Here is a 23,092-nt window from a genome sequence, read left to right as displayed (position 1 = left end):
TGTAATTATTTTATAGCAATCATACTGATTTCTACATTTACAAATTTAGGTAAATTAGCTACTTCTACTGTTTCTCTTGCAGGTGCAGTTTCTTCATTGAAATAAGTAGCATACACTTCGTTAATTTTAGAGAAATTGTTCATGTCTGAAATAAAAATTGATGTTTTTACAACATTTTCAAAAGTCATTTCAGCAGCAGTTAACACTTCTCTCATATTTTCCATTACTTGTTTAGTTTCTAGTTCAATAGAATCTAAAACTAGTTCGCCAGTTTCTGGATTGAAAGCTATTTGACCTGATGTATATAAGGTGTTTCCACTTAATACTGCTTGATTGTATGGGCCAATAGGAGCTGGGGCTTTACTTGTTGTTATTATTTTTTTCATGAAATTATATGTGTGTTTGTTTAGTTTTAAAATAATACCCTATCTGGTGGTTTGTTTTTGTCCCATTTTAAGTCTCTTAATACAGATGACTTAACACCAATAAAAAAGTTGTAAGAAGCAAATTGACCGAAAGGAGTCCAAGAAAAATTAAAATTCCAACTATCTAAATCTCTAGCAAATCTTAATGTGGTATTAGTAAAGGCATTTCTTTTTATGTCATAACCAGAATTGATTCCTACTTTCCATTTAGGAGATAATTCCACATTACCGCTAAACATTAATGAATTATTCCCAATACCACTAACTATACCATTATTACTGTAATTAACGGCATATACTATATTAAGATTCCAAGGAATGTTTGCTTTATATAAGTTAGCTTTTTTTGTAGTATTTTCAGAATTTAAATTGTTTTGAGTATTGCTAGGGTTAGAACTGAAATCATTTGTAGCGGGAAGGTTTTCTCCAAAAACATCAGGAGTGTTTTGAGCACCATTTCCAGATTTATTTTCACCTTTTTTTTCTTCTTTTTTGTCAAAATCTCTACTAGAAATAGAATAGTTTGCACTAATTCCAACATTTGTAATTCTAAATATATCAGAATTAAATTTGTCAATTAAATTCCCCTTGCTGTCTACTTGATATGGGTTTAGAGTAGCGTTAAGGTTTACTGCTAATTTATCTTTAAAAAGACGAGTACCTGCACTAGCTTGTACTGGGCTCCAGCGTAAACTATCGGCGGCAATATTATAGCTACTACTAAAATTCAAGTTATTTAAAATAGTAATTTTTTGGTCTTCTTCATCACTGTCAGGATCTTTGGGGGCTACTTTAGCTTCTAATACATTGTTTAAAGAAATACCTATTGAATTTGATACACCGCTTGCTGGAGTTCCATAAATCCCTCCCTCAAAAGGAGAGTAAGTTAATAAGTCGTTAGGGTTGCTACTTTGTTGTACTTGTAAGTTATGATTTCTAGCAAAATCTGGTCGGTAACCATAAGAAATTGAAGGTCTAAACGTATGTCTAATAGCTTTTAATCTTCCTTTTTTAAAGTTAAAAGTACCATATACATTAGTAGAAAGTGAAACTCCAAAATTATAATCATTAAAACGATTAAATCCACTTATAGTATCATTAACAACTGCACCTTGATTACCATTTGAGTTACGTATATTAGGGTCAAAACGTTTATTAATTTTTCTAAAATACCAAACATCTTTATAATTTACACTTGGTGATAAAGTAAAATATTTAAAAGCTTTTATATTAGTATTTGCACTTGTGTTATGTTGAATTCCGGCATTTGCTTTTTTAAACATCATAGGTTTAAAAAACTCTGCATCTGTAGTGTTAATTCTATATTCTCCACTCATACTATAACCAATTCCCATTTTTTGAATTGGGTTATCTTTTAAACCACCTTTACCAGTAAAAGGATAAATTCTATCCATGTTTACTTGTAGTGAAGGAAGTGTCATAGTAATAGAATTATTGTTGGTGTTTTGAGAATGTGTAGCTGTAACATTCATATTAAAAGGAGTACCAACAAAGTTTTTAAAATATGATATAGAAGAACTTAAAGTGTTTGTTAATCGTTGAGAGTTATTTAACTCGTTAATAGATTGATTGTAATATTGACTACTACCAACATTAACAGAAGCTGAAAATCGAGAATTTGGACTCGATTTTGAATCTTGACTATGGTTCCATCTAATATTGAAATTAGATCGTTTACTATAGCCAGTTAAACCTCTAACTCCTTCAATAATATTTTCAAATCTAACACTGAAATTACCACTGAATTTGTAGCGTACGTAATAATCAGAGTCACTGCTAAGTCCCCAACTACCATTAGTATATATATCACCTAAAAGAGTTAAGTCAAAATAATCACTTAAAGCAAAATAATATCCTCCATTAGATAAAAAGAACCCTTGGTTAGAACGTTCACCATAAGATGGAATAATAAATCCTGAAGAACGTTTATCTGCTAAAGGGAAATATGCAAAAGGTAAAAATAAAGGAGTTGGAACGTCTGCTATTACTAAATGACTTCCTCCAACTATAATTTTTTTACCAGGTACTAGCTTTGCTTTATTTGTAGCAATATAAAAATCAGGATTTTTCTTTTTAGAAGTTGTAAAGCGAAGTTTACGCATAAAAACCGTTGAATCATTAACCCGTTTGGTTTTTTCACCATAAGTAATTATACCACTTTGAACAGTTTTAACTCCATAAACTAATGCCTTTTTTGTTTTAAAATTAAAAAGGATAGAGTCTTGTTCACTTTCTTGATCTCCTTGTTTAAAAACAGGTCTTTGATGGTAGCCTAAACTATCTTTTATACCTTTAGCGTACAAAGTGTTTTTCTTGTAATCTAAAATAATAATACCAGCTTTTAAATCTATATCGGTGTATGTAACTCTAGCTTTATTGTATAAAGTTACAGTTCTGTTTTTTGCATTTTGTATTGTGTAATCTTCAGCGTCATGGGTAATAATACCATCAATAACCTCTTTGGGTTTTATTGAATCAGTAACGGTTGAGTCTTTGATTTTTTTTAATTTACTTTCTTTTTTGACATTAAAAAGAGTGTCTTTAGAAATTTTTAACTCCTTTTTTTGTTGAGGTTTCTGAGAGCTAATCCCTTTTTTACCAAATTCTTGAGCGTTACTTAATTGAAAACAAAAAAGGTAGAAAGCTAAAAGTATGTAAGTTAGATTTGTTTTCAATATATTAAATACTATTTTTGTGTTTAATTAAATATATGGCTTACTATTTGCGTTAACAAATTTTAAATGTCAAAATTACTTAAAATTTATTGATGAAAATCTTAAAATTCACCAAAAATAATATCAAAAATTTAACTTTTATATTTTTTATAGGAATTACTTTTTTTACGTGCGTTACATCGGTAAACGCTCAAAAGAAGTATGTTGTTGTTCTTGATGCTGGGCATGGAGGGAAAGATCCAGGTAATCTAGGTAACGGATATAGAGAAAAAAATATAGCACTACGTGTTGCGTTAGATGTAGGTAAAGAATTACTAACATCTAGAGATATAAAAGTTGTTTTTACCCGAAAAAAAGACGTTTTTGTAGAGTTACATAACAGGGCGAAAATAGCAAATAACAAAAAAGCAGATTTATTTGTTTCTATTCATTGTGATTCATATTCTAAAGATAGAGCACATGGAGCAGGAACTTTTGTTTTAGGATTAAGAGGTAATAGCGGAAATTTAGAAATAGCAAAAAGAGAAAATGCTTCTATTTTATACGAAGATAATTACGAACAAAATTATGACTATAATCCAAACTCTCCTGAATCACTAATCGGTTTATCAGTGTTACAAGAAAAAAACTTAGATAATAGTTTAGCGATAGCTGGTCATATTCAATCTAATTTTTCTAATTTAAAAAGGTTTGACAGGAAAGTAAAACAAGATAACTTTTTAGTATTAAGAGAAACGATTATGCCTAGTGTTTTGGTAGAACTTGGTTTTTTAACTAATAAAGCTGAAGGCCGTTTTTTAAATACTAGAAGAGGTCAAATAAAAATGGCAAAAGCCATTGCTGATGCAATAAAGAAGTACGTTAATCAATTAAAAATTAATACAGTTGGGGGTAGTCTACCTGTAATTGTTGAAAAAACTAAAAAAGAAATTGTAGCTAAAAAGAAGCCAGCACCAAAAGAAATAGTTACTAAAAAAATAGTTACACCAAAAAAGAAAGTTAAAAAAGATAAAAAGAAAACTCAAAATATTGTTGTAAAAAAGCAAAAGATAAATAAATCTTTAATAGAGTTTAAAGTTCAAATTGCAGCTTCTAAAAGAAGTCTAACAAAAAATAATTTTAATTTAAAAGGATTGAGAAACGTAAAATCATTATTTATTGATGGGTATTATAAATATTATTATGGTAATACTGTTGTTTTTCAAGAGATTAAAAAGTTTTTGTCTGAAGCAAGAAAGGCAGGACATAAAGATGCTTTTGTTGTAGCCTTCAAAGGAGGAAAAAAGATTTCAATAAAAGAAGCATTAAAAACAAAGTAAATTAAATACTAACTGCCCAATAACTCCAAAATAATTGTTATTTTCGCTTGTAATAATTTTTTTAGATGTCTAAGGAGTTAAAAACAGGAATTGTAGCAGTTGTAATCATAGCATTATTTGTATGGGGGTATAATTTTTTAAAAGGACAAGATCTTTTTAGCCCAAATGCAAGACATTTTTATGTTGAATATGATAATATAAATGGACTAAATCAAGCTAGTTTAGTAACCATAAATGGATTAAAAGTAGGTAAAGTTGCAGAAATAAACTTTAGCTCTAATCCTGAAAGAAAAGGAAAAATAGTTGTTAAAATTTTTCTTGAAAATAAATTTAAATTTTCTAAAAATAGTATCGCCAAGATTTATTCAGCTGGTTTAATGGGGGGGCAAAATTTAGCTATTGTACCATTTTATGATGGCGAAGAAGCAAAAACTGGAGATTTTCTAAAAGGAAAAGTAGAGTCAGACCTTATAGCTTCTTTAAGTGAAAAGTTAAGCCCTAAAATAGAAAGTACATTGGTTGGTGTTGATACCTTGGTAAATGCTTTAAATCAAGTTCTTAATACTAAGTCAAGAGAAAGTTTAAATAGAAGTATTTTAGGACTTGAAGGAACTATTTCTGATGTTCGAAAAACTTTAGCTTCAGTAAATCACTTAGTAACTAGTAATAGATCAAATTTAGATTCTACTCTAAATAATGCTAAAAAAATAACAGATAATTTTTCTAAAGTGTCTGAAGAATTAGCTAAAGCTAATCTTTCACAAACGGTAAAGAAGCTTGAAACGGTATTAGCCAGTGCTAATGTTATTTTATCAAATGTTAAAAGTGGTAAAGGAACTCTTGGTAAATTAATGACAGATGAAAAAATGTATACTAACTTAACAAACGCTTCTAAAGAAATGGAAGAGTTGTTACGTGAGTTAAAATTAAATCCAAAACGATTTGTACATTTTTCATTATTTGGAAAAAAAGCTAAGCCATTTAATAAAGAAAAAAATAAGAAAAATATAAGTAATACTAAATAAATATTATCTTTTTAATGAGTTGGATTAAAATAATTTCGTTTAATGAAGCGCAAGGAAAATTAAAAAGGTTATATTCAAAAGTAACAGGACCTAATAATAATGTAGACAACATTATGTTAATTCATGGCTTAAGACCACATACAATGGTAGGTCATATGTCATTGTATAAAAACGTACTACATAATAGTAATAATACACTTCCTAAATGGTATTTAGAAACACTAGGAGTTTATGTTAGTATATTAAATAAGTGTGATTACTGTATTGAGCATCATTTTTTAGGATTGAAAAAGTTATTAAAGGACGACGAAAAATCTGACTCTATAAGAAAACAACTTGAGTTAAATAATTATGAGTCTATTCTAGATCATAAGTATATTGAAGGATTAAAATATGCTGAGAAATTGACTTTAGAACCTAATAAGTTAATAGAAGAACATATAGAAAAACTGAGAAAGAAAGGATTAACTGATGGAGAAATTCTTGAAATAAATCAAGTGGTTAGCTATTTTAATTATGCTAATAGAACGGTTTTAGGACTAGGAGTTTCTACAAAAGGAGATGTTTTAGGTTTATCACCTAACAGCTCTGAAGACGATAATTGGAATCATCAATAAAACTAACAAATAATACATGGAAAATTACGTACCAAACATCTTTTTTGCAATTATTTTAATAGCAGGTATAGGATATTTTGTAATGAATGTTCGAAAGCTGATCAGAAATATTAAATTAGGTAAAGATATTGACAGAACTGATAGAAAACCAGAGCGATGGAAAAATATGGCTAAAATAGCTTTAGGTCAATATAAAATGGTTCGCCGACCTGTATCAGGAATTTTACACGTAGTAGTTTATGTAGGGTTTATTCTGATTAACATTGAAATGCTTGAAATAGTTATCGATGGATTATTTGGAACGCATCGTGTTTTTCAACCAATATTGGGTGATACTGTATATGGTTTTTTAATTGGGAATTTTGAGGTTTTAGCACTTTTAGTTTTTGTTGCTGTTATTGTTTTTTGGTTCCGTAGAAATATTGAAAAGGTAAAGCGTTTCTGGAGTAAGGAAATGAAAGGATGGCCAAAGAATGATGGGAATATCATTCTATATTTTGAAATGGTTTTAATGTCATTATTTTTAATAATGAACGCAACTGATGTTGCTTTTCAAGAAGCAGGAACTGGAAATGTTATTTCACAATTTATAGCACCTTGGTTTAATGGTTTTTCACATGAAGAATTACACACTATAGAAAAAGTTTCATGGTGGTTGCATATTGTAGGGATTTTAATATTCTTAAACTACTTGTACTATTCAAAGCACTTGCACATATTATTAGCATTTCCAAATACATTTTTTGCTAATTTAAAACCTAAAGGACAGTTTACAAATGTAGAATCTGTTACTAAAGAGGTTAAAATGATGATGGATCCTGATGCAGACCCTTATGCAATGCCTGAAGAAGGAGAAGAAGAAGGTGAGCCTGAAAAGTTTGGAGCATCAGATGTTACTGATTTAAATTGGGTACAATTAATGAATGCTTATACTTGTACCGAATGTGGTAGATGTACTTCGTCTTGTCCAGCTAACTTAACAGGAAAAGAATTATCTCCTCGTAAAATAATGATGGATACTCGTGATCGATTAGAAGAGGTTGGAAAAAACATAGATGCGAATGGAGGTACATTCAAAGATGATGGAAAACAATTATTAAACGATTATATTTCCCCTGAAGAATTATGGGCTTGTACAAGTTGTAATGCATGTGTACAAGAATGTCCTATAGGAATTGATCCATTGTCAATTATTATGGAAATGCGTCGTTATTTAGTTATGGAAGAGTCAGCGGCTCCTCAAGAGTTGAATATGATGATGACCAATATTGAGAATAATGGAGCACCTTGGCAGTATAGTCAAATGGATAGACTTAATTGGAAAGATGAGTAAAGTTTTAACTTAATTAAAAACTTTATAATAATGAAAAGGAGCATTTAAAATTAATAATAAAAACTAATAATTTACAATATGAACGTACCAACAATGGCAGATATGATGGCTAAAGGGAAACAACCAGAAGTGTTGTTTTGGGTAGGAGCAGCTGGAAGTTACGATGATAGAGCAAAGAAAATAACAAAAGCTTTTGTAAAAATATTACACCAAGCTAATGTTGATTTTGCAGTATTAGGTACAGAAGAAAGTTCAACTGGTGACGCAGCTAAACGAGCTGGAAATGAGTTTTTGTTTCAAATGCAAGCAATGACTAATATAGAAGTGTTGAATGCTTATGAAGTTAAAACTATTGTAACATGTGATCCTCATTCATTTAATACCTTAAAAAATGAATATACAAGCTTAGGAGGCAATTATGAGGTTTTTCATCATACTCAATATATAAGTAAATTAATAAAAGATGGTCGCTTATCAATAGAAGATGAGATTTTAAAAAATAAACGTTTAACATATCATGATCCTTGTTATTTAGGAAGAGCAAATGATGTTTATGAAAGCCCTCGTGAATTAATTCGTCGTTTAGGAGTTAAAATGACTGAAATGAAGCGTCATAAATCTACAGCATTATGTTGTGGTGCAGGTGGAGCACAAATGTTTAAAGAGCCAGAAAAAGGTGATAAAGACATTAATATTCTAAGAACAGAAGACGCATTAGAAACTAAACCACAAATAATAGCTACTGGATGTCCTTATTGTAACACAATGATGACTGATGGAGTTAAGTTTAAGGAAAAAGAAAACCAAATAGAGGTTAAAGACATTGCAGAGTTAATTGCTGAAGCAAATAAATTATAAAAATATATAACCGTTAATATAAAAAAGGCTGTCTTATAAATGAAGACAGCCTTTTTTCTTGGGGGACTTTTAGAAATTTAATAGCTATAAACTTTTGAATCTTGTAATATTAAAAAATCAGATAAGTTTGATTTAATAAAATTTTTAAGTTTATTAGAAAATTCATAAGTAGGAACAATATCAAACTTCTTGAGTTTTGTGATATAACAAAAAGTAAGTGCAATATCTTTATCTTTTAATAAGGTGTTACTTCTTGATCTAAAAACTTTAATTAGCATGTCATCTATGCTCCCTTTTTTAATAATACTATCTTGATTAATTGTAATGTTTGCCATATAATAAAATTTGGTTAATACTTATGTTAAAAAAATACATATCTAATTTACTGATAATTAAGTATTTGTGAAATAGGTGTATGCCCCTTAATTCATTTAAGGGGTTTCCCGTAGATTTTTAAGGGGAATCCATTAAGTGTCTGTTAATCTAGTGTTTACCTTTTTTTGTTTTTTTATAAATCAGTAAAACTTAAAACAAAATATTCTTGAAAAGAATATTTTGTGAGTATTCTTAAGTTACAAACTTATGTATGTTTTTGAAATACTATTTAAATAGATTTGGTAGCTTGAAAATTTATAGAGTTTAACTTTCCTATTAAAAATAACTCTTTTTTTTGTTAAAGAATAAGTTCTACGATACTAATATTTAGTGTGAGAATAATTGTAAATAAATTGATTTTTAAATAATTAGCACAATATTTTTTTGCTAATTACTTTATTTTAAGTATATTCATAATATTAAAGTTATATATTTTATGTTTAGAATAATTGATTTATAGGGGGACGTTCGGTTTGTTTTATTATTAACCAAATGCTTATAAATAATTTATGAAACTAGCAATTATAACTGCTTATCCACCAAGTAAGGTAACTTTAAATGAATATGGTTACTATTTGGTGAAAAATTTTAGAGTAAAAAAAGAAATAACGGAGCTTATTTTGCTAACAGATGTTACCAAAGAAGCTAAGATTATTGATTTTAAAGAAAAAGGATGTAAGATATCTGTAGTAGAATGTTGGAAGTTTAATAAAATTTCTAATTTTTTAACTATATCTAAAGCTATTGAAAAAACTAAACCAGATGCTATACTGCTTAATTTGCAGTTCATGAAATTTGGTGATAAAAAAATACCTGCTGCATTAGGCTTAACGCTACCCTATATTTTTAAATTAAAAAAAATACCTACTATAGTATTATTACATAATATTTTAGAAAAGGTTGACTTGAATAAAGCCGGTTTTACTGGTAATAAAACACTTGCTTCTATATATAATTATATTGGTACAGTTTTAACAAAGCTCATTTTAAAAGCTAATGTCGTTACGGTAACTATTAATAAATACGTTGGAATAATAGAAGATAAATATAAAGCTACTAATATTAAGTGTATACCACATGGAACTTTTGAAGAACTAACTGAGCCTTCTTATAGCATTCCTAAAGGACCAAAAAAAATAATGACCTTCGGAAAATTTGGCACATATAAAAAGGTAGAGGTATTAATTGAAGCTGTTGAGAAATTAAGAGCAACAGAAGAAATAGATTTAGAAATTATTATAGCTGGTACTGATAACCCAAATGTTCCCGGATATTTAAAAAAGGTAAAAGAAACATTTAAGCATGTACCTAAGCTTGTTTTTACAGGTTATGTTGAAGAAAGTGCTGTTCCTAAGTTATTTGAAGAAAGTAGTGTTGTTGTTTTTCCTTATACTTCTACAACTGGCAGTTCAGGGGTATTGCATCAAGCGGGTAGTTATGGACGAGCAGTTGTGATGCCAAACATTGATGATTTAGCAACGTTATCTGAACAAGAAGGATATAAAGCTGAATATTTTGAAACTGAAGATGCAAGTAGTTTAGCTACGGCTTTAAATAAAATAATTAAAGATGATACTTACAGAATGTCATTAGGAAAAGCCAATTATGAAGCAGCTACCAAATACCCAATGTCTAAAATAGCACAAATGTATTTAGATACGTTTAATACTATTATTAGTGAAGTAGATTTAAAATAAAAACTTGATTAGTAAAAATAACTTATTTCTTATATAATAAGTTATAAAAATAAATATAACCCGTCCCTATAAAAAAAGAAACATGAAAATACTTATTATTGATGACCAAGAATTAGTTTTATTACCAATTGAAAAGAGATTAAAAAAATTAGGCTATGAAGTGAAAACGGAAACAAATGGATTTAATGGAATTAAATTATTTGATTCGTTTAGTCCAGATCTTGTAATATTAGATATTAATATGCCTATAATTTCTGGATTTGACATTCTTAAACATATTAAAAAAAATAAAAAATCAACATCAAAAATAATGATATTATCGGGAAGTACTGATAATAATGATGTAGTTAAAGGTTTTGATTTAGGAATCCATGATTACATGAAAAAACCAATTAGTTTAAATGAAATCTGCGTAAGAACTAAACGTTTAATTGGAGTACCGGAATTACAAGAAAGCAATACAAATTTTAATGAAAATATAATTATTCAGAAAAGAGTAGTTGGTGTTGTAATTCCCTGTTATAATGAAGAAGATAGATTATTAAAAGATGAATTTTTAAAGGTTTTAGATAATTATTCAGGGTATTATTTATGTTTTGTAAATGACGGAAGTTCTGATAGAACTTTAGAGGTTTTAGAAGAGTTGAAAGTAGGAAGAGAAGATTATATAACAATATATAATTGTGAAAAGAATGGTGGGAAAGCTGAAGCAGTAAGACAGGGAATGCTGTACTTACAACGTTATAAAGCTTTAGATTATGTTGGTTTTTTAGATGCAGATTTATCTACTGATTTTAATGATTTTGAAGATTTAGTGGTAACAATTGAAAATTCAGATTATAAGATAGTAAGTGGTTCTAGAATTCAAAGAATGGGAGCAAATATTGCTAAAGATTCTGCTAGAGGTCTTATAAGTTTAATGATAAACTATATTATAAGAAAAATCTTATCTATGGATATTAAAGATACTCAATGTGGTGCTAAAATATTTAGAAAAGATGTGGTAAGATTACTGTTTAGTGAAAAGTTTTTAACTAAATGGTTGTTTGATGTAGAGTTATTTATTCGATTAAGAAAAACTTTTAGTTTAGAGAAAGCTAAAAAAATGATATGTGAACAACCTTTAAAACGATGGATCCATGTTGATGGTTCAAAATTATCAATGAAAGATTCATTTAAGATTATTTTTCAATTAGGACAAATAATATGGAAATATAGAAAAAGGGAAGAAAAAATAGAATATCAACCAAGTTTTAAAGCAAAAATGACTTCATTAGAATAGAGTAATTCTATTTAAGATATAAAACTTTCTTAAAAGTGTATTGTACTCTTATGTATATGTTTTTATGGTATAAACTTTGTTATTAGTGTAAGCTAATAATCAAAATAATATACAAAATGAAATACTTTTACACCCTTCTGTGTTTATTTCTTCTTTCATGTAACGATGTAGATTTCTCGTTAGATGAAAGTGATTTTTCATCAGTTACTTTTAAAGTAAATAGTAATGATACTAATCATCAGGCAAAAATAAGAACAGTATTTATTGAGTCAGGTTTTTTTAAATTTGATGATACGTATGATGTTAGAAGTTTACCTTTTAAAAAATCATACAATGGAGAAATTAATTTTGCTGCTAGTTTAGGTATAGAATATCAAGATAAAACTACCAAAAACTTTGGAAATTACTCAATTGATATACAAATGTTCAGAGATAATATTTTAATTCAAGAAAGAGCTTTTATAATAGATTCTCCAGGAAAAAAGGTTAGTTTCGATGTTATGATAAATAAATAAAAATAGAATAAAAAGGAATGATAAAAAGGAAGATGTAGTCTTCCTTTTTTTAGGTGTAAATATTTATCTTTGAAAATTATATTGGATAAATGAAAAACTACATAAAAGCAGCACGCCTGCGAACTTTGCCATTATCAGTATCAGGAATTATTGTTGGAGCTTCAATAGGATATGAAATGTTTTTTTTGAATAACACTTCATGTGTAAAGAGTTCTTTTTGGTTGACTAGCATTTTCTGGTTAGCAATTTTAACTACCATAGGTTTTCAAGTATTGTCTAATTTTGCTAATGATTATGGAGATGGTATTAAAGGAACTGATAACGATAGAAAAGGTGAAGCAAGAATGGTGTCATCTGGAGTAATTACACCTAAACAAATGAAAAGAGCAATGATTATTACTGCGATTATAACGTTAGTGATCGCTTTATTACTTATTTATGAGGCTTTTGGAAAAGAAAACTTTTTATACTCTGTAATTTTCTTTGCACTTGGAGTTTCATCTATAGTAGCAGCAATAAAATATACAGTAGGTAAATCTGCTTATGGGTATAGCGGATTTGGAGATGTTTTCGTTTTTATTTTCTTCGGTTTATTATCAGTAGTAGGTACTTATTTTTTATATGTAAAAGAGTTAAACTTCGTCATTTTTTTACCAGCTTTTACTGTTGGTTTATTAAGCACTGCAGTGTTGAATTTAAACAATATGCGAGATAGAGTAAATGATGCAAAATCAAATAAAAATACACTAGTTGTTAAATTAGGAGCTGAATCAGCAAAATATTATCACTATAGTTTATTAGTTAGTTCTTTCTTATTTACTTTCTTATACACAGTAATACAATATCAATCACCATTTCAATTTTTATTTATAGTAGCGTATATTCCATTAATAAAACATTTGATTTTTGTGATGAAAAATAAAGAGGAAGTGTTATTAGATGGAGAATTGAAAAAAGTAGCTTTAAGCACATTTTTATTTGCCATCCTTTTTGGATTAGGACAAGTTTTGTAAATTTAAACAAAAACGAGTTTTGTGAAAACATTTTTAAAATTAATAGTCTTATTTATTTTTATTGTTGGTTGTAAGGATAACGAAAAAATTAGCTATGGTTATTCGGAAATTGCTTTTGATGAAGATTATTCTGTACAAGGAAATCTTTTAAAAGTAGAAAGAGTTTCTTCTGAAACTCCTTCAGAGGAGCGGAAATTAATTAAAAATGGTTCTATTGAATTTGAAGTAGTTTATTTGAAAAAAACGAGAGCTAAAATTCTTCAAGCTGTAAAAAAGTATAAAGGATATGTTTCAACGGATAATGAATATAATTCATCTGATAGAAAAAGTACAGTGATAAATATAAGGGTTCCGGCCACTAATTTTGATGCTTTATTAAAAGATATTTCTGAAGGAATTGAGAGTTTTGATCAAAAAAATATTAGAATTAAAGATGTTACAGAACAATTTTTAGATGTAGAAGCTCGATTAAAAAACAAAAAAGAGTTAGAGAAAAGATATTTAGAAATTCTTAAAAAGGCTAAAAGCGTAAAAGAAATTTTAGAAGTAGAAAAAGAAATAGGTAAATTAAGAGAAGATATTGAAGTTGCTGAAGGAAAACTAAAATATTTACAAAACCAAGTATCATTCTCTACATTAAATATCACTTTTTATAAAACAATTTCTAGTCAAACTAATTTTGGTAAAAATATTTCTGAAGCTTTTAAAAATGGTTTTAAAAATTTAAAAACATTTTTAATTTTTATAATTAATATTTGGCCATTCATATTATTAATATCTCTAGTTTTTTATTTGTTTAAAAGATGGAGAAATAAAAGAAAAAAATAAAAAAATGAATATTACTTTTTACGGACATGCTTGTTTTGGTATAGAAATAAATGGAACCAATTTACTTGTTGATCCATTCATAACAGGAAACTCTCAAGCAACTCATATAGATATTGAAACAATAAAAGCTGATTATATTTTACTAACACACGCACATCAAGATCATGTATTAGATGTTGAGTTGATAGCGGAAAAAACGGATGCTACTATTGTTTCTAATTATGAAATAGTAATGTATTATAATGCAAAGAATTTAAAAGGGCATCCTGTAAACCATGGAGGTACATTTAAAACTGATAAATTTTCTGCTAAATATGTAAATGCAATACATACTTCATCTTTTGCTGATGGAACTTATGGAGGTCAACCAGGAGGTTTTGTAATTAGTTCAGGGAATAAATCTTTATACATTGCAGGAGACACAGCAGTAACAATGGATATGAAATTAATACCGATGACTACAAAATTAACAGCTTCTATTTTTCCAATAGGTGATAATTTTACAATGGGAGTTGAAGATGCAATTATAGCATGTGATTTAGTAGAATGTAATAAAGTTATTGGATGTCATTTTAATACATTTCCTCCAATAGAAATAAATACAGAAGATGCTAAAAAACAATTTTCAATTAAAGACAAAGAATTAACCTTGTTAGCAATAGGTGAATCTATAACAATATAAATTTATAAATAGTACTATCATGAAAACAGTAAAAATTATTTTAGGAATTATCATAACATTGTCTATTGCTTTTTTTGCTACAGGGTTAATAATTAAAGAATTAAATTATGAATCTAAAGTAACTATTAATAAACCAGTAGAAGAAGTTTTTGCTATTTTTAATAATGATGAAAATTTATCAAAATGGATTCCTGAAATTAAATCTATTAAAGAAATCAATAAAGTTGATGGAATGGTAGGTAGTACCTACGCAGTTACGGTGATAAGTCAAGGGCAAGAAATGACTCTAGAAGAAAAGGTGTTAGCATATGAACCGAATAAAAAAGTAAAGCTAATGTTCAATGGAGGAGGAATGCTTAAAACAGACGACTATATATTTGAAAGTAATGGGGGTAATACTATAATTAAGCTAAAGGCAAACTGTAAAAGTACAGGGTTTATTTTAGGATGTATGTTACCATTTGTGAAAGGGAAGTTACAGGAACAAGACCAACAATATCTTACTAATTTTAAAGAGTTTGTAGAAAAAAACTAATGATAAAAGCAAACTATAAACAGTACCTGTTAAATTTTAAACAAGCAAGTGGAACTTCACGAGGTGTTTTAAGAACTAAAGAAACGTGGTTTATAATTCTTGAAGAAGAGGGAAAGAAAGGCTATGGAGAGTGTGGTTTGTTTAGAGGATTGAGTATAGATGATACTCTTGATTATGAACAAAAATTAAAGTGGGCATGTGCAAACATTAATTTAGGGGTAGAAAAACTCTTAAATAACTTAATTGAATACCCGTCTATTCAATTTGGACTTGAACAAGCATTTCTATCATTAAATAGTTCTAACCCTTTTGAATTATTTCCATCAAATTTCACTGAAGGGAAAAGTGAAATTTCTATTAACGGTTTAATTTGGATGGGAGACAAAACATTTATGCAACAACAAATTAAAGATAAGTTGCAACAAGGGTTTACTACTATAAAAATGAAAATAGGGGCAATAGATTTTGAAACAGAAATAGCATTGTTAAAATCGATAAGAAAAGAGTTTTCTCCTAATGAAATAGAGCTACGTGTTGATGCTAATGGGGCGTTTAAACCTGAAAATGCATTAGATAAATTGCAAAGATTATCTGAATTAAAAATGCATTCTATTGAACAACCTATTAAACAAGGACAATGGCAAGAAATGGCTAGTTTATGTGAAAAAACGCCTTTGCCAATTGCTTTAGATGAAGATTTAATTGGCGTTTTTTCAAAAGAAAAAAAGCAAAAATGTATTGAAACTATACAACCACAATACATTATTTTAAAACCAAGTTTGGTAGGTGGTATAAAAGGTAGTAATGAATGGATTAAGATAGCAGAAAAATACAACGCCGGTAACTGGATAACAAGTGCGTTAGAAAGTAATATAGGGTTGAATGCTATAGCTCAATGGACGTTTACATTAAATAATCCATTACCCCAAGGATTAGGAACTGGAAGTTTATTTACGAACAATTTTGAGAGTCCTTTAGAAGTGAAAAATGGAAATTTACAATATGTTACTAACAAAAAATGGAATTTTAAAATATAGAATATGAATTTTATACAGCAGGCATATAAAGGAGAAAATAAATGGTATTTGTATATACTTGTTATTTTTATTGTTTTTTTTGGTTGGCAATTTTTAGGTGTAATGCCTTTAGCGTTAACAGCAATTCTCCATTCAGCTGATGTTGCTGAATTTACCCAAGCAGCTAATGATAATTTTATGACATTAGATATAAATAAAAACTTGTTTTTATTTATGATGATAGTAATGTTTGCTTTGGGATTACTTTTTTTGTTTATAGGAATCAAGTTTGTTCATAAAAGACCTGTAAAAACAATAGTAACAAGTAGAAACAAAATTGATTGGAAACGTTTTTGGTTTGGTTTTTTTACTTGGGGAATTATTTCATCATTAGTAATTGGAGTTGGTATTTTATTAGAACCAGAGAGTTATGTATGGAATTTTAATGCCGTACCTTTTTTTACTTTAGTAGCTATATCCTTTTTGTTTTTACCAATACAAACTAGTTTTGAAGAACTTCTTTTTAGAGGTTATTTTATGCAGGCTTTAGGAATTTTAGTAAAAAATAGATGGCTTCCTTTACTTATAACATCAGTAGCCTTTGGTTTATTGCATGGGGCTAACCCTGAAGTTGAAAAATTAGGGGCTGTTTCTATGGTGTTTTATATTGGAACTGGGTTGTTTTTTGGAATAACAACATTAATGGACGAAGGAACTGAGTTGGCTTTAGGGCTACATGCCATTAATAATATCGTAGCAGCATTTTTTGTAACGACAGATTGGACAGTTTTTCAAACAAATGCATTATTTATAGATACCTCTGAGCCTTCAGTTGGATTGGAGATGTTTCTTCCAGTATTTGTTTTGTATCCTTTAATGTTAATATTCTTTTCTAAAAAATATGGATGGAATAACTGGAAAGATAAACTTGTAGGAAAGATAAGTGCTCCAGCAGGTGATGAAGTATTAGAAGACATAGGCAAAGTAAATTAATATGAATATTGATTTTCAGTTAAATAGTCGAAGTTTTACAGATGTGGAGGAATTATTAGAGTATTCTAAAAGTTTATCTGTTGATAGTTATCATTTTTTCTCTAATTGGTTTAATGATGAAGATTTTATTGTAGTACAAACTTCTGGATCAACAGGTACTCCTAAATCTATACAATTAAAGAAAGAGCATATGCGTAATTCAGCTATAGCTACTGGAACTTTTTTTAATTTAAAAGAAAAAACTACAGCGCTTTTATGCATGTCTACTAACTATATAGCAGGAAAAATGATGTTGGTAAGAGCATTAACTTTAGGTTGGCATATTAATGTGGTTGAGCCAAAATCTAATCCACTTGATGGTATTGATAAAGTTTATGATTTTTCTGCAATGGTACCTTTACAGTTACAGGCATCTTTGAATGAAATATATAGAGTGAAGAAATTAATAGTTGGTGGTGGTGTAGTTTCAACTGATTTAGTAGAAAAAATACAAGGAATCTCTACAGAGGTTTTTGCTACTTATGGTATGACTGAAACTATCACGCATATTGCTGTTAAAAAGTTAAATAATTTTTCTTCATCGAAAAATAGACCTGAGCAATCTTTTTATAAAACATTACCTAATGTATTTGTACAAAAAGATGAAAGGCAATGTTTAGTAATTAAAGCACCCAAAGTATCAGAAGAAATAATAATAACGAATGATGTTATAAAATTAATATCTGAAACTGAATTTGAATGGTTAGGACGGTATGATAATGTTATTAATTCTGGAGGAATAAAATTACATCCTGAAGTAATAGAAGAAAAACTTTCGAATATTTTATCACAGCGTTTTTTTGTAGCTGGAGTTTCAGATACTGTTTTAGGAGAAAAGTTAATTTTAATTGTTGAGGGGAAGAAATGTAGGTTAGATTTAGATAAAAACATTTTATTATCTAAATATGAGTACCCAAAAGAAGTGTATTTTATTTCTGAATTTATAGAAACAGAAACAAAAAAAATCCAACGTAAAAAAACATTGGATTTACTATTTTAAGGATAAGTTTTTTACTTTTTTATGAAAGGATAATCAGTATAGCCTCTTGTGTCTCCACCGCCAAATAATGTGTGATTATCAATTATTTCGTTCATTTTTAAATTCATTTCAACTCTTTTTGGGTAATCAGGATTGGTTAAAAAACTTCTACCAAAACCAACTAAATCAACTAAGTTTTCTTGTAATAACTCATCAGCTTCTTCTGGAGTTTTATTTCCAGTAGCTATAATAGTTTTACTAAATGTATTTCTTAATTCTTTTCTAAAGTTGATTGGAATTAGAGGAGCATCATCCCAATCAGCTTCACATAAATGAATATAAGTTATACCTATTTCTTCTAGCTTTTTAACAGCTAACATTATTGTTTCTAAAATCTCCGGATCATTCATATCTTTAAAACTTATAAAAGGTGATAAGCGAACACCAGTTTTATCAGTTCCAATTTCATTTACCACTGCGTGAGTTATTTCACTTAAAATACGAATCCTATTTTCTTTACTTCCCCCATATTTATCTTTTCTAATGTTAGAGTTACTTCTTAAAAATTGGTCTATTAAATACCCATTAGCTCCATGGATTTCAACACCGTCAAATCCAGCGTCTATAGCATTTTTAGCAGCTATTTTAAACTCTTCAATAACTTGTTTAATATCATTTGGGTTCATTTCTTTTGGTTCTTCAACAGGAATAAAAGTTGCGTCACCATTAGGAGCACCATCAAAAATGTAGACATTGGTTTCTTTGGCTATTTTTGAAGATGGGCCAATAGGTTGTAATCCATTTACTCTTGAACTTGATACTCTACCTACGTGCCATAATTGTAAAAATATTTTACTTCCTTTTTTGTGTACTTCTTCAGTAATTAATTTCCATCCTTTAATTTGTTCAGGGGTATAAATCCCTGGAGTTTTAGCATATCCCTTTGCTTGTAAGGAAATTTGAGTAGCTTCAGTAATAATAATACCAGCAGAAGTTCGCTGTCCATAATAAGTAGCCATTAATTTATTAGGAATGTCACCAGGTTGGGCAGCTCTTGAACGAGTCATAGGTGCCATTAAAAAACGATTTTTTAATGAGATTCCATTCATATTATATGGTGTAAATAAAGTAGTTTTCATTTTTGTATTAGGATTTGTTAGTACAAAGTTATGTCGTGTAATTAGTGGTATTGATGTATAAATTCATTATATATTTGTATAAATATGTGAATAGCTTATGGCAACAAGATTTAATCTAGAAAAATCATTAGATGTACTAGAGTTTACTTCAATTAATGAGTGGGGACACCCTAAGCATAAACATAATTTTTTTGAGCTTACCTTTATTTTAAAGGGAAAAGGGAAACATGTACTAAATGAAAGTATAATTAATTATAAAGAAGGAGATTTGTTTTTTTTAACACCTAAAGATGAGCACGAGTTTTTAATTTCTGAAACGACTAAATTTGGAATTATAAAGTTTACTGAGCAACTATTTATTGAAAAAACAGAATTCTTTTCTAATACTAGTTGGAAGAATCGAGTTGAGAGTGTAATTTTTCATACCAATACAATTACTGGAAATATTGTAAAAAATGATGTTGATAGAAAACAATTGTTTGCTTTATATGAACTAATTAAAACAGAAATAAAAAATACGTCTGTTTATAGTAGAAATGTATTACTTGAATTATTTGGTGCTTTACTTATTATTGTTTCAAGGAATATAAAGGCAAGCTTTGATTTATCTGATAACATAATCCTTTCAAAGAAAGAAAGAATAGAAAATATATTAAGTTACATACGTCAAAACATACTTGATAAAGAAAAAATTAAAATAAAAACAATAGCAAAAGAGTTTAATATGTCTCCTAATTATGTAAGTGTATTTATAAAAAAAGAAGCTGGTATTTCCATTCAGAACTATGTAACGAATTCGAAGATGAAAATAGCTGAGCGTTTATTAAAACAAACAAACTTAAATATGTCAGAAATAGCAGAAAAAATAGGGTTTGTTGATTCGAGTCATTTTAATAAAACTTTTAAAAAATATTTTGGTAAAAACCCTAGTGAGTATAATTAATTAAAGTTTTAAAAAACTTCAAAACGATATTCATTTTCATAGGTTTTATTTACAGAAAGTTCTTGAATTCCCTCTTTAGTTGAATAAACTTGATCTGTATTTTCATTATCCGCAATACCCATCCATGGTTCAAAACAAATGAAAGGAGTGTTTGTTTTTTTTGTCCAGAAGGCTAAATATCTCCAATTAGGAATATGTAAATGTATTCCATGATTATGTTTTTTAGACTTTAAAGAAACCTTTTTTGATTCAATTCCTTCAAACATTAAAGCATCATTTTTGAATAAATCATAAGATAGATCTATTTGTTTTTCAAGATTTATTGTTTTAGAAATATTATTTCTGAATCCAGTTTGTGGGTTTAAAAACAATTGAGTAGGTTTCTCTGCTTTTTCAAATTCAAGGTAATAATCGTTAAAAGAAGTTCCTTTAACAAGAGGACAATTAAAAGCTGGATGTGCGCCAATAGAAAAAAATATTGTTGTATCGTCAACATTAATGACTTTGTAATTAACTAACACTTGATTTTTTTTCAATTCATAACTAACTTGTAGGGTGAATTTAAATGGGTAGTTAATTAGTGTTTCTTTTGAATAAGTAAGTTCAAAAGTAATTTTAGAAGTAGTTTTATTAACAATAGAAAACTCTAAGTCTCTAGCAAATCCATGTTGAGGTAATTCATAAAATTCACCATTTATTTTATAGGCATTATCTTTTAATTTACCAACAATTGGAAATAAAATAGGAGCATGACGTTTCCAAAAAGTTGCATCACCATTCCATAAATAATTTAACTTAGTTTCTTTAGAGTATATTTTAGTTAGCTCTGCACCTAATTTTTTAAATTGAATAGTTAGATATTCGTTTTCTAATGTAATCATTATTTTAATAAACAGATTTTAATTAAAGGTATAAAATAAAAACATAAACACCTTAGTAATGTTTGGTGTTTATGTTTTTAACACATATTAATATTGAATTGTGCATACTTTATAAAGTAAAGATAGTGGTATAAATAAGTTGATTAAGTTTTTATTCCAATTTAAACTTCCCTATATGATTAGCAATATCTCCACCAATGTATATGTAACCATTATGTTCTTCAATTGAACTGGCTTCAGCTACAAATTTACCTGTAGTATCATAATATGTTTTTAATATATCTCCTTTTTTACTTACGTGCATAATCATTCCAAAAGAAGCTACTTTAGGTTGTAACCAAAGAGGAAGGCCATAAACAATTTTCTTAAGTAGTGGGCTAGGCTGTATCTTATCTAACATATCATCTCTTTTAGTAGAAAAACCAAGCCAAAAACTACCATCTTTCCTTCTTGAAATTCCGTTTGGAAATCCAGGTAAATTTTCTAAAAAGATATCTGTTTTCCCTTTATTATCACCTTTCAGCCAGTATCTAATTATACGATATTTAGTTAAGTCTACCATTAAAACAAACTCATCATTTTCAGATACAGCAACCCCATTACCAAAATAAGAGCCATCAATTAAAGTCGTAACATTTTTTGTAATTGGATTAAAACTATAAAGACCACCATCTGGCTTAACTTCCATTAAGATTTTCCAAATATTTTTTCTGCTAAAGGATATTTTTGATGATGTATTTGAAAAATAAATGATTCCATCGCTTGCAATATCTACATCATTAGGGATTAAAAATTTATTACCTTTTTCATCTTCTTTGGCTAAAGTTGTTATTTGGCCTTTTTTATCAATACTTATTAGTCCTCTTTTTAAATCGCAGGCTATGAGGTTTTCATTTTTATCAAAATGTAATCCAGCTACCCAAGATTGAGTATTACAAAAAACGGATATTTTTCCTGTAGTGTCAATTTTTAAAATTCTCCCATCTGTGAAATCTGTTTCTGTAATATGAACACCACAATATAGATTTCCTTGGCTATCTATTGCTATGTCTTCAGGTCCGTACCAACCATTTAAATTTACTTTTTTTGTTGTTTTTAGTAATTCGTTTTTTGAGAAAACACCGTTAAATTTAGGGTTTACTGGTGGCTTCCAAGCAGAAGGTTTTAGAGAACAAGCTTTAAATAAAATACTAGTTATAAAAAAAACTATTGCGGTGGTAATTGATACTTTAATTATAGAAGTAAATTTCATTGTATTTTTGTTTTAGATTTATTAAAACAAAGAAACAATAGGTATAAAGTACCTGCATTGATATTTGTTAAGAAATAGTAATTTCCTTTCTAACTCTACTAAGAGATTCAGGCGCAATTCCAAGAAAACTTGCTATTTGATGTTGCGGTACTCTTTGGACAATTTTTTTATTATACTTTTTTATAAAATCTAAGTATTTCTCTTTAGCGGTTTTTGTTTGCATAGTAGAAGTTCTCTCAAGAGCACACAAATAATTTTTTTCAGCTAAAATTCTACCTAACTTTTCAAAATTTGCTGATTTGGTATATAATTCCGACAAAGAATAATATGATAATTCATAAACGCAACTATCTTCAATAGTTTCTAAAATTTCTAAAGAAGGAGTTTGATTTATAAAGCTAGAAAATATAGATATGAATTGGTTATCACATGAAAAATAAGAATTGATTTCTTTGCCATCTAGAAAATAATAAGACCTTAGTAATCCAGAATCAATAAAATATAAGTTTTTAGCAATACTTCCTTCTTTAATGATTAATGTTTTAGCTTTTACGTCTCTCTTTTTTAAAAGAGATTTAAAAACCCCCCACTCATTATCTGTTAAACCAATAAGTTCTTCTAGTATTTTATGTAATTCATTCATTTTTGTA

At 28.2% G+C, this 23,092-nt stretch carries 23 protein-coding genes; 16 read left to right on the top strand and 7 right to left on the bottom strand.

Annotated elements, in window-relative coordinates; translation table 11 throughout:
* Positions 1-5: 5 nt before the first annotated feature.
* Both ACKTTQ_RS16285 and ACKTTQ_RS16280 read right to left on the bottom strand, forming a co-directional pair.
* Positions 6-386 (bottom strand): Rid family detoxifying hydrolase, encoded by a 381-nt coding sequence (locus ACKTTQ_RS16285; RefSeq protein ID WP_093870753.1) that lies wholly within the window; start codon positions 384-386, stop codon positions 6-8.
* 26 nt (positions 387-412) lie between these two features.
* On the bottom strand, positions 413-3,121 hold the full coding sequence (locus ACKTTQ_RS16280; protein WP_299136055.1) for a putative LPS assembly protein LptD: 2,709 nt from the start codon (positions 3,119-3,121) through the stop codon (positions 413-415).
* Positions 3,122-3,213: 92 nt separating this feature from the next.
* On the opposite strand from ACKTTQ_RS16280, the gene ACKTTQ_RS16275 reads away from it, so the two are divergent.
* From ACKTTQ_RS16275 to ACKTTQ_RS16255, 5 genes are all read left to right on the top strand, one after another.
* Complete coding sequence (locus ACKTTQ_RS16275) at positions 3,214-4,440, top strand: N-acetylmuramoyl-L-alanine amidase family protein (RefSeq protein ID WP_093870754.1); 1,227 nt, start codon at positions 3,214-3,216, stop codon at positions 4,438-4,440.
* A 65-nt stretch (positions 4,441-4,505) separates the two neighbouring features.
* Positions 4,506-5,465, top strand: a complete 960-nt coding sequence (locus ACKTTQ_RS16270; protein WP_093870755.1) for an MlaD family protein — start codon at positions 4,506-4,508, stop codon at positions 5,463-5,465.
* 14 nt (positions 5,466-5,479) lie between these two features.
* On the top strand, positions 5,480-6,082 hold the full coding sequence (locus ACKTTQ_RS16265; RefSeq protein WP_299136059.1) for a carboxymuconolactone decarboxylase family protein: 603 nt from the start codon (positions 5,480-5,482) through the stop codon (positions 6,080-6,082).
* 16 nt (positions 6,083-6,098) lie between these two features.
* On the top strand, positions 6,099-7,415 hold the full coding sequence (locus ACKTTQ_RS16260; protein ID WP_093870757.1) for a 4Fe-4S dicluster domain-containing protein: 1,317 nt from the start codon (positions 6,099-6,101) through the stop codon (positions 7,413-7,415).
* A 78-nt stretch (positions 7,416-7,493) separates the two neighbouring features.
* Positions 7,494-8,273: a (Fe-S)-binding protein gene (locus tag ACKTTQ_RS16255; protein WP_408049808.1), complete on the top strand. Its 780-nt coding sequence runs from the start codon at positions 7,494-7,496 to the stop codon at positions 8,271-8,273.
* A 77-nt stretch (positions 8,274-8,350) separates the two neighbouring features.
* Here ACKTTQ_RS16255 and ACKTTQ_RS16250 read toward each other — a convergent pair whose 3' ends face one another.
* Positions 8,351-8,608, bottom strand: a complete 258-nt coding sequence (locus ACKTTQ_RS16250; protein WP_093870759.1) for a hypothetical protein — start codon at positions 8,606-8,608, stop codon at positions 8,351-8,353.
* A 549-nt stretch (positions 8,609-9,157) separates the two neighbouring features.
* On the opposite strand from ACKTTQ_RS16250, the gene ACKTTQ_RS16245 reads away from it, so the two are divergent.
* The 10 genes from ACKTTQ_RS16245 to ACKTTQ_RS16200 all read left to right on the top strand — a co-directional run bounded on the left by ACKTTQ_RS16245 (position 9,158) and on the right by ACKTTQ_RS16200 (position 18,248).
* Positions 9,158-10,345, top strand: coding sequence for a glycosyltransferase (locus tag ACKTTQ_RS16245; protein WP_093870760.1), 1,188 nt, complete (start codon positions 9,158-9,160; stop codon positions 10,343-10,345).
* A gap of 82 nt (positions 10,346-10,427) precedes the next feature.
* Positions 10,428-11,627 carry a response regulator gene (locus ACKTTQ_RS16240; RefSeq protein WP_113786000.1) on the top strand — a complete coding sequence of 400 codons (1,200 nt, stop codon included), beginning with the start codon at positions 10,428-10,430 and terminating at the stop codon, positions 11,625-11,627.
* 116 nt (positions 11,628-11,743) lie between these two features.
* The gene (locus tag ACKTTQ_RS16235) at positions 11,744-12,142 is read left to right on the top strand and encodes a hypothetical protein (protein WP_408049807.1); all 399 of its coding nucleotides are present in this window, start codon (positions 11,744-11,746) and stop codon (positions 12,140-12,142) included.
* Between the two features lie 89 nt (positions 12,143-12,231).
* The gene (menA, locus tag ACKTTQ_RS16230) at positions 12,232-13,155 is read left to right on the top strand and encodes a 1,4-dihydroxy-2-naphthoate octaprenyltransferase (RefSeq protein ID WP_113785998.1); all 924 of its coding nucleotides are present in this window, start codon (positions 12,232-12,234) and stop codon (positions 13,153-13,155) included.
* A 21-nt stretch (positions 13,156-13,176) separates the two neighbouring features.
* Positions 13,177-13,983: a DUF4349 domain-containing protein gene (locus tag ACKTTQ_RS16225; RefSeq protein ID WP_408049806.1), complete on the top strand. Its 807-nt coding sequence runs from the start codon at positions 13,177-13,179 to the stop codon at positions 13,981-13,983.
* Positions 13,984-13,987: 4 nt separating this feature from the next.
* Complete coding sequence (locus tag ACKTTQ_RS16220) at positions 13,988-14,665, top strand: metal-dependent hydrolase (RefSeq protein WP_093870765.1); 678 nt, start codon at positions 13,988-13,990, stop codon at positions 14,663-14,665.
* A 19-nt stretch (positions 14,666-14,684) separates the two neighbouring features.
* Entirely contained in the window at positions 14,685-15,200 is a 516-nt protein-coding gene (locus ACKTTQ_RS16215; RefSeq protein WP_093870766.1) for an SRPBCC family protein, read from the top strand.
* Positions 15,200-16,237, top strand: a complete 1,038-nt coding sequence (locus tag ACKTTQ_RS16210) for an o-succinylbenzoate synthase (protein WP_408049805.1) — start codon at positions 15,200-15,202, stop codon at positions 16,235-16,237. Before ACKTTQ_RS16215 ends, ACKTTQ_RS16210 begins: the two co-directional genes overlap by 1 nt.
* 3 nt (positions 16,238-16,240) lie before the next feature.
* The gene (locus ACKTTQ_RS16205) at positions 16,241-17,209 is read left to right on the top strand and encodes a CPBP family intramembrane glutamic endopeptidase (RefSeq protein WP_093870768.1); all 969 of its coding nucleotides are present in this window, start codon (positions 16,241-16,243) and stop codon (positions 17,207-17,209) included.
* Between the two features lies 1 nt (position 17,210).
* Positions 17,211-18,248, top strand: a complete 1,038-nt coding sequence (locus ACKTTQ_RS16200) for an AMP-binding protein (protein WP_408049804.1) — start codon at positions 17,211-17,213, stop codon at positions 18,246-18,248.
* An 11-nt stretch (positions 18,249-18,259) separates the two neighbouring features.
* Here the strand turns inward: ACKTTQ_RS16200 and ACKTTQ_RS16195 are convergent, their stop codons facing one another.
* On the bottom strand, positions 18,260-19,366 hold the full coding sequence (locus ACKTTQ_RS16195) for an alkene reductase (RefSeq protein WP_408049803.1): 1,107 nt from the start codon (positions 19,364-19,366) through the stop codon (positions 18,260-18,262).
* Positions 19,367-19,463: 97 nt separating this feature from the next.
* On the opposite strand from ACKTTQ_RS16195, the gene ACKTTQ_RS16190 reads away from it, so the two are divergent.
* On the top strand, positions 19,464-20,309 hold the full coding sequence (locus tag ACKTTQ_RS16190; RefSeq protein ID WP_093870771.1) for an AraC family transcriptional regulator: 846 nt from the start codon (positions 19,464-19,466) through the stop codon (positions 20,307-20,309).
* 8 nt (positions 20,310-20,317) lie between these two features.
* Here ACKTTQ_RS16190 and ACKTTQ_RS16185 read toward each other — a convergent pair whose 3' ends face one another.
* From ACKTTQ_RS16185 to ACKTTQ_RS16175, 3 genes are all read right to left on the bottom strand, one after another.
* Complete coding sequence (locus tag ACKTTQ_RS16185; protein WP_408049802.1) at positions 20,318-21,190, bottom strand: aldose 1-epimerase family protein; 873 nt, start codon at positions 21,188-21,190, stop codon at positions 20,318-20,320.
* A 151-nt stretch (positions 21,191-21,341) separates the two neighbouring features.
* Positions 21,342-22,442, bottom strand: coding sequence for an SMP-30/gluconolactonase/LRE family protein (locus tag ACKTTQ_RS16180; protein ID WP_408049801.1), 1,101 nt, complete (start codon positions 22,440-22,442; stop codon positions 21,342-21,344).
* 67 nt (positions 22,443-22,509) lie between these two features.
* Entirely contained in the window at positions 22,510-23,085 is a 576-nt protein-coding gene (locus tag ACKTTQ_RS16175; protein WP_093870774.1) for a Crp/Fnr family transcriptional regulator, read from the bottom strand.
* Between the last annotated feature and the right edge of the window lie 7 nt (positions 23,086-23,092).

The sequence above is a fragment of the Tenacibaculum halocynthiae genome (assembly GCF_964512825.1).
Classification (GTDB): domain Bacteria; phylum Bacteroidota; class Bacteroidia; order Flavobacteriales; family Flavobacteriaceae; genus Polaribacter; species Polaribacter halocynthiae.
This window is presented reverse-complemented; position numbering and strand designations above follow the sequence as displayed.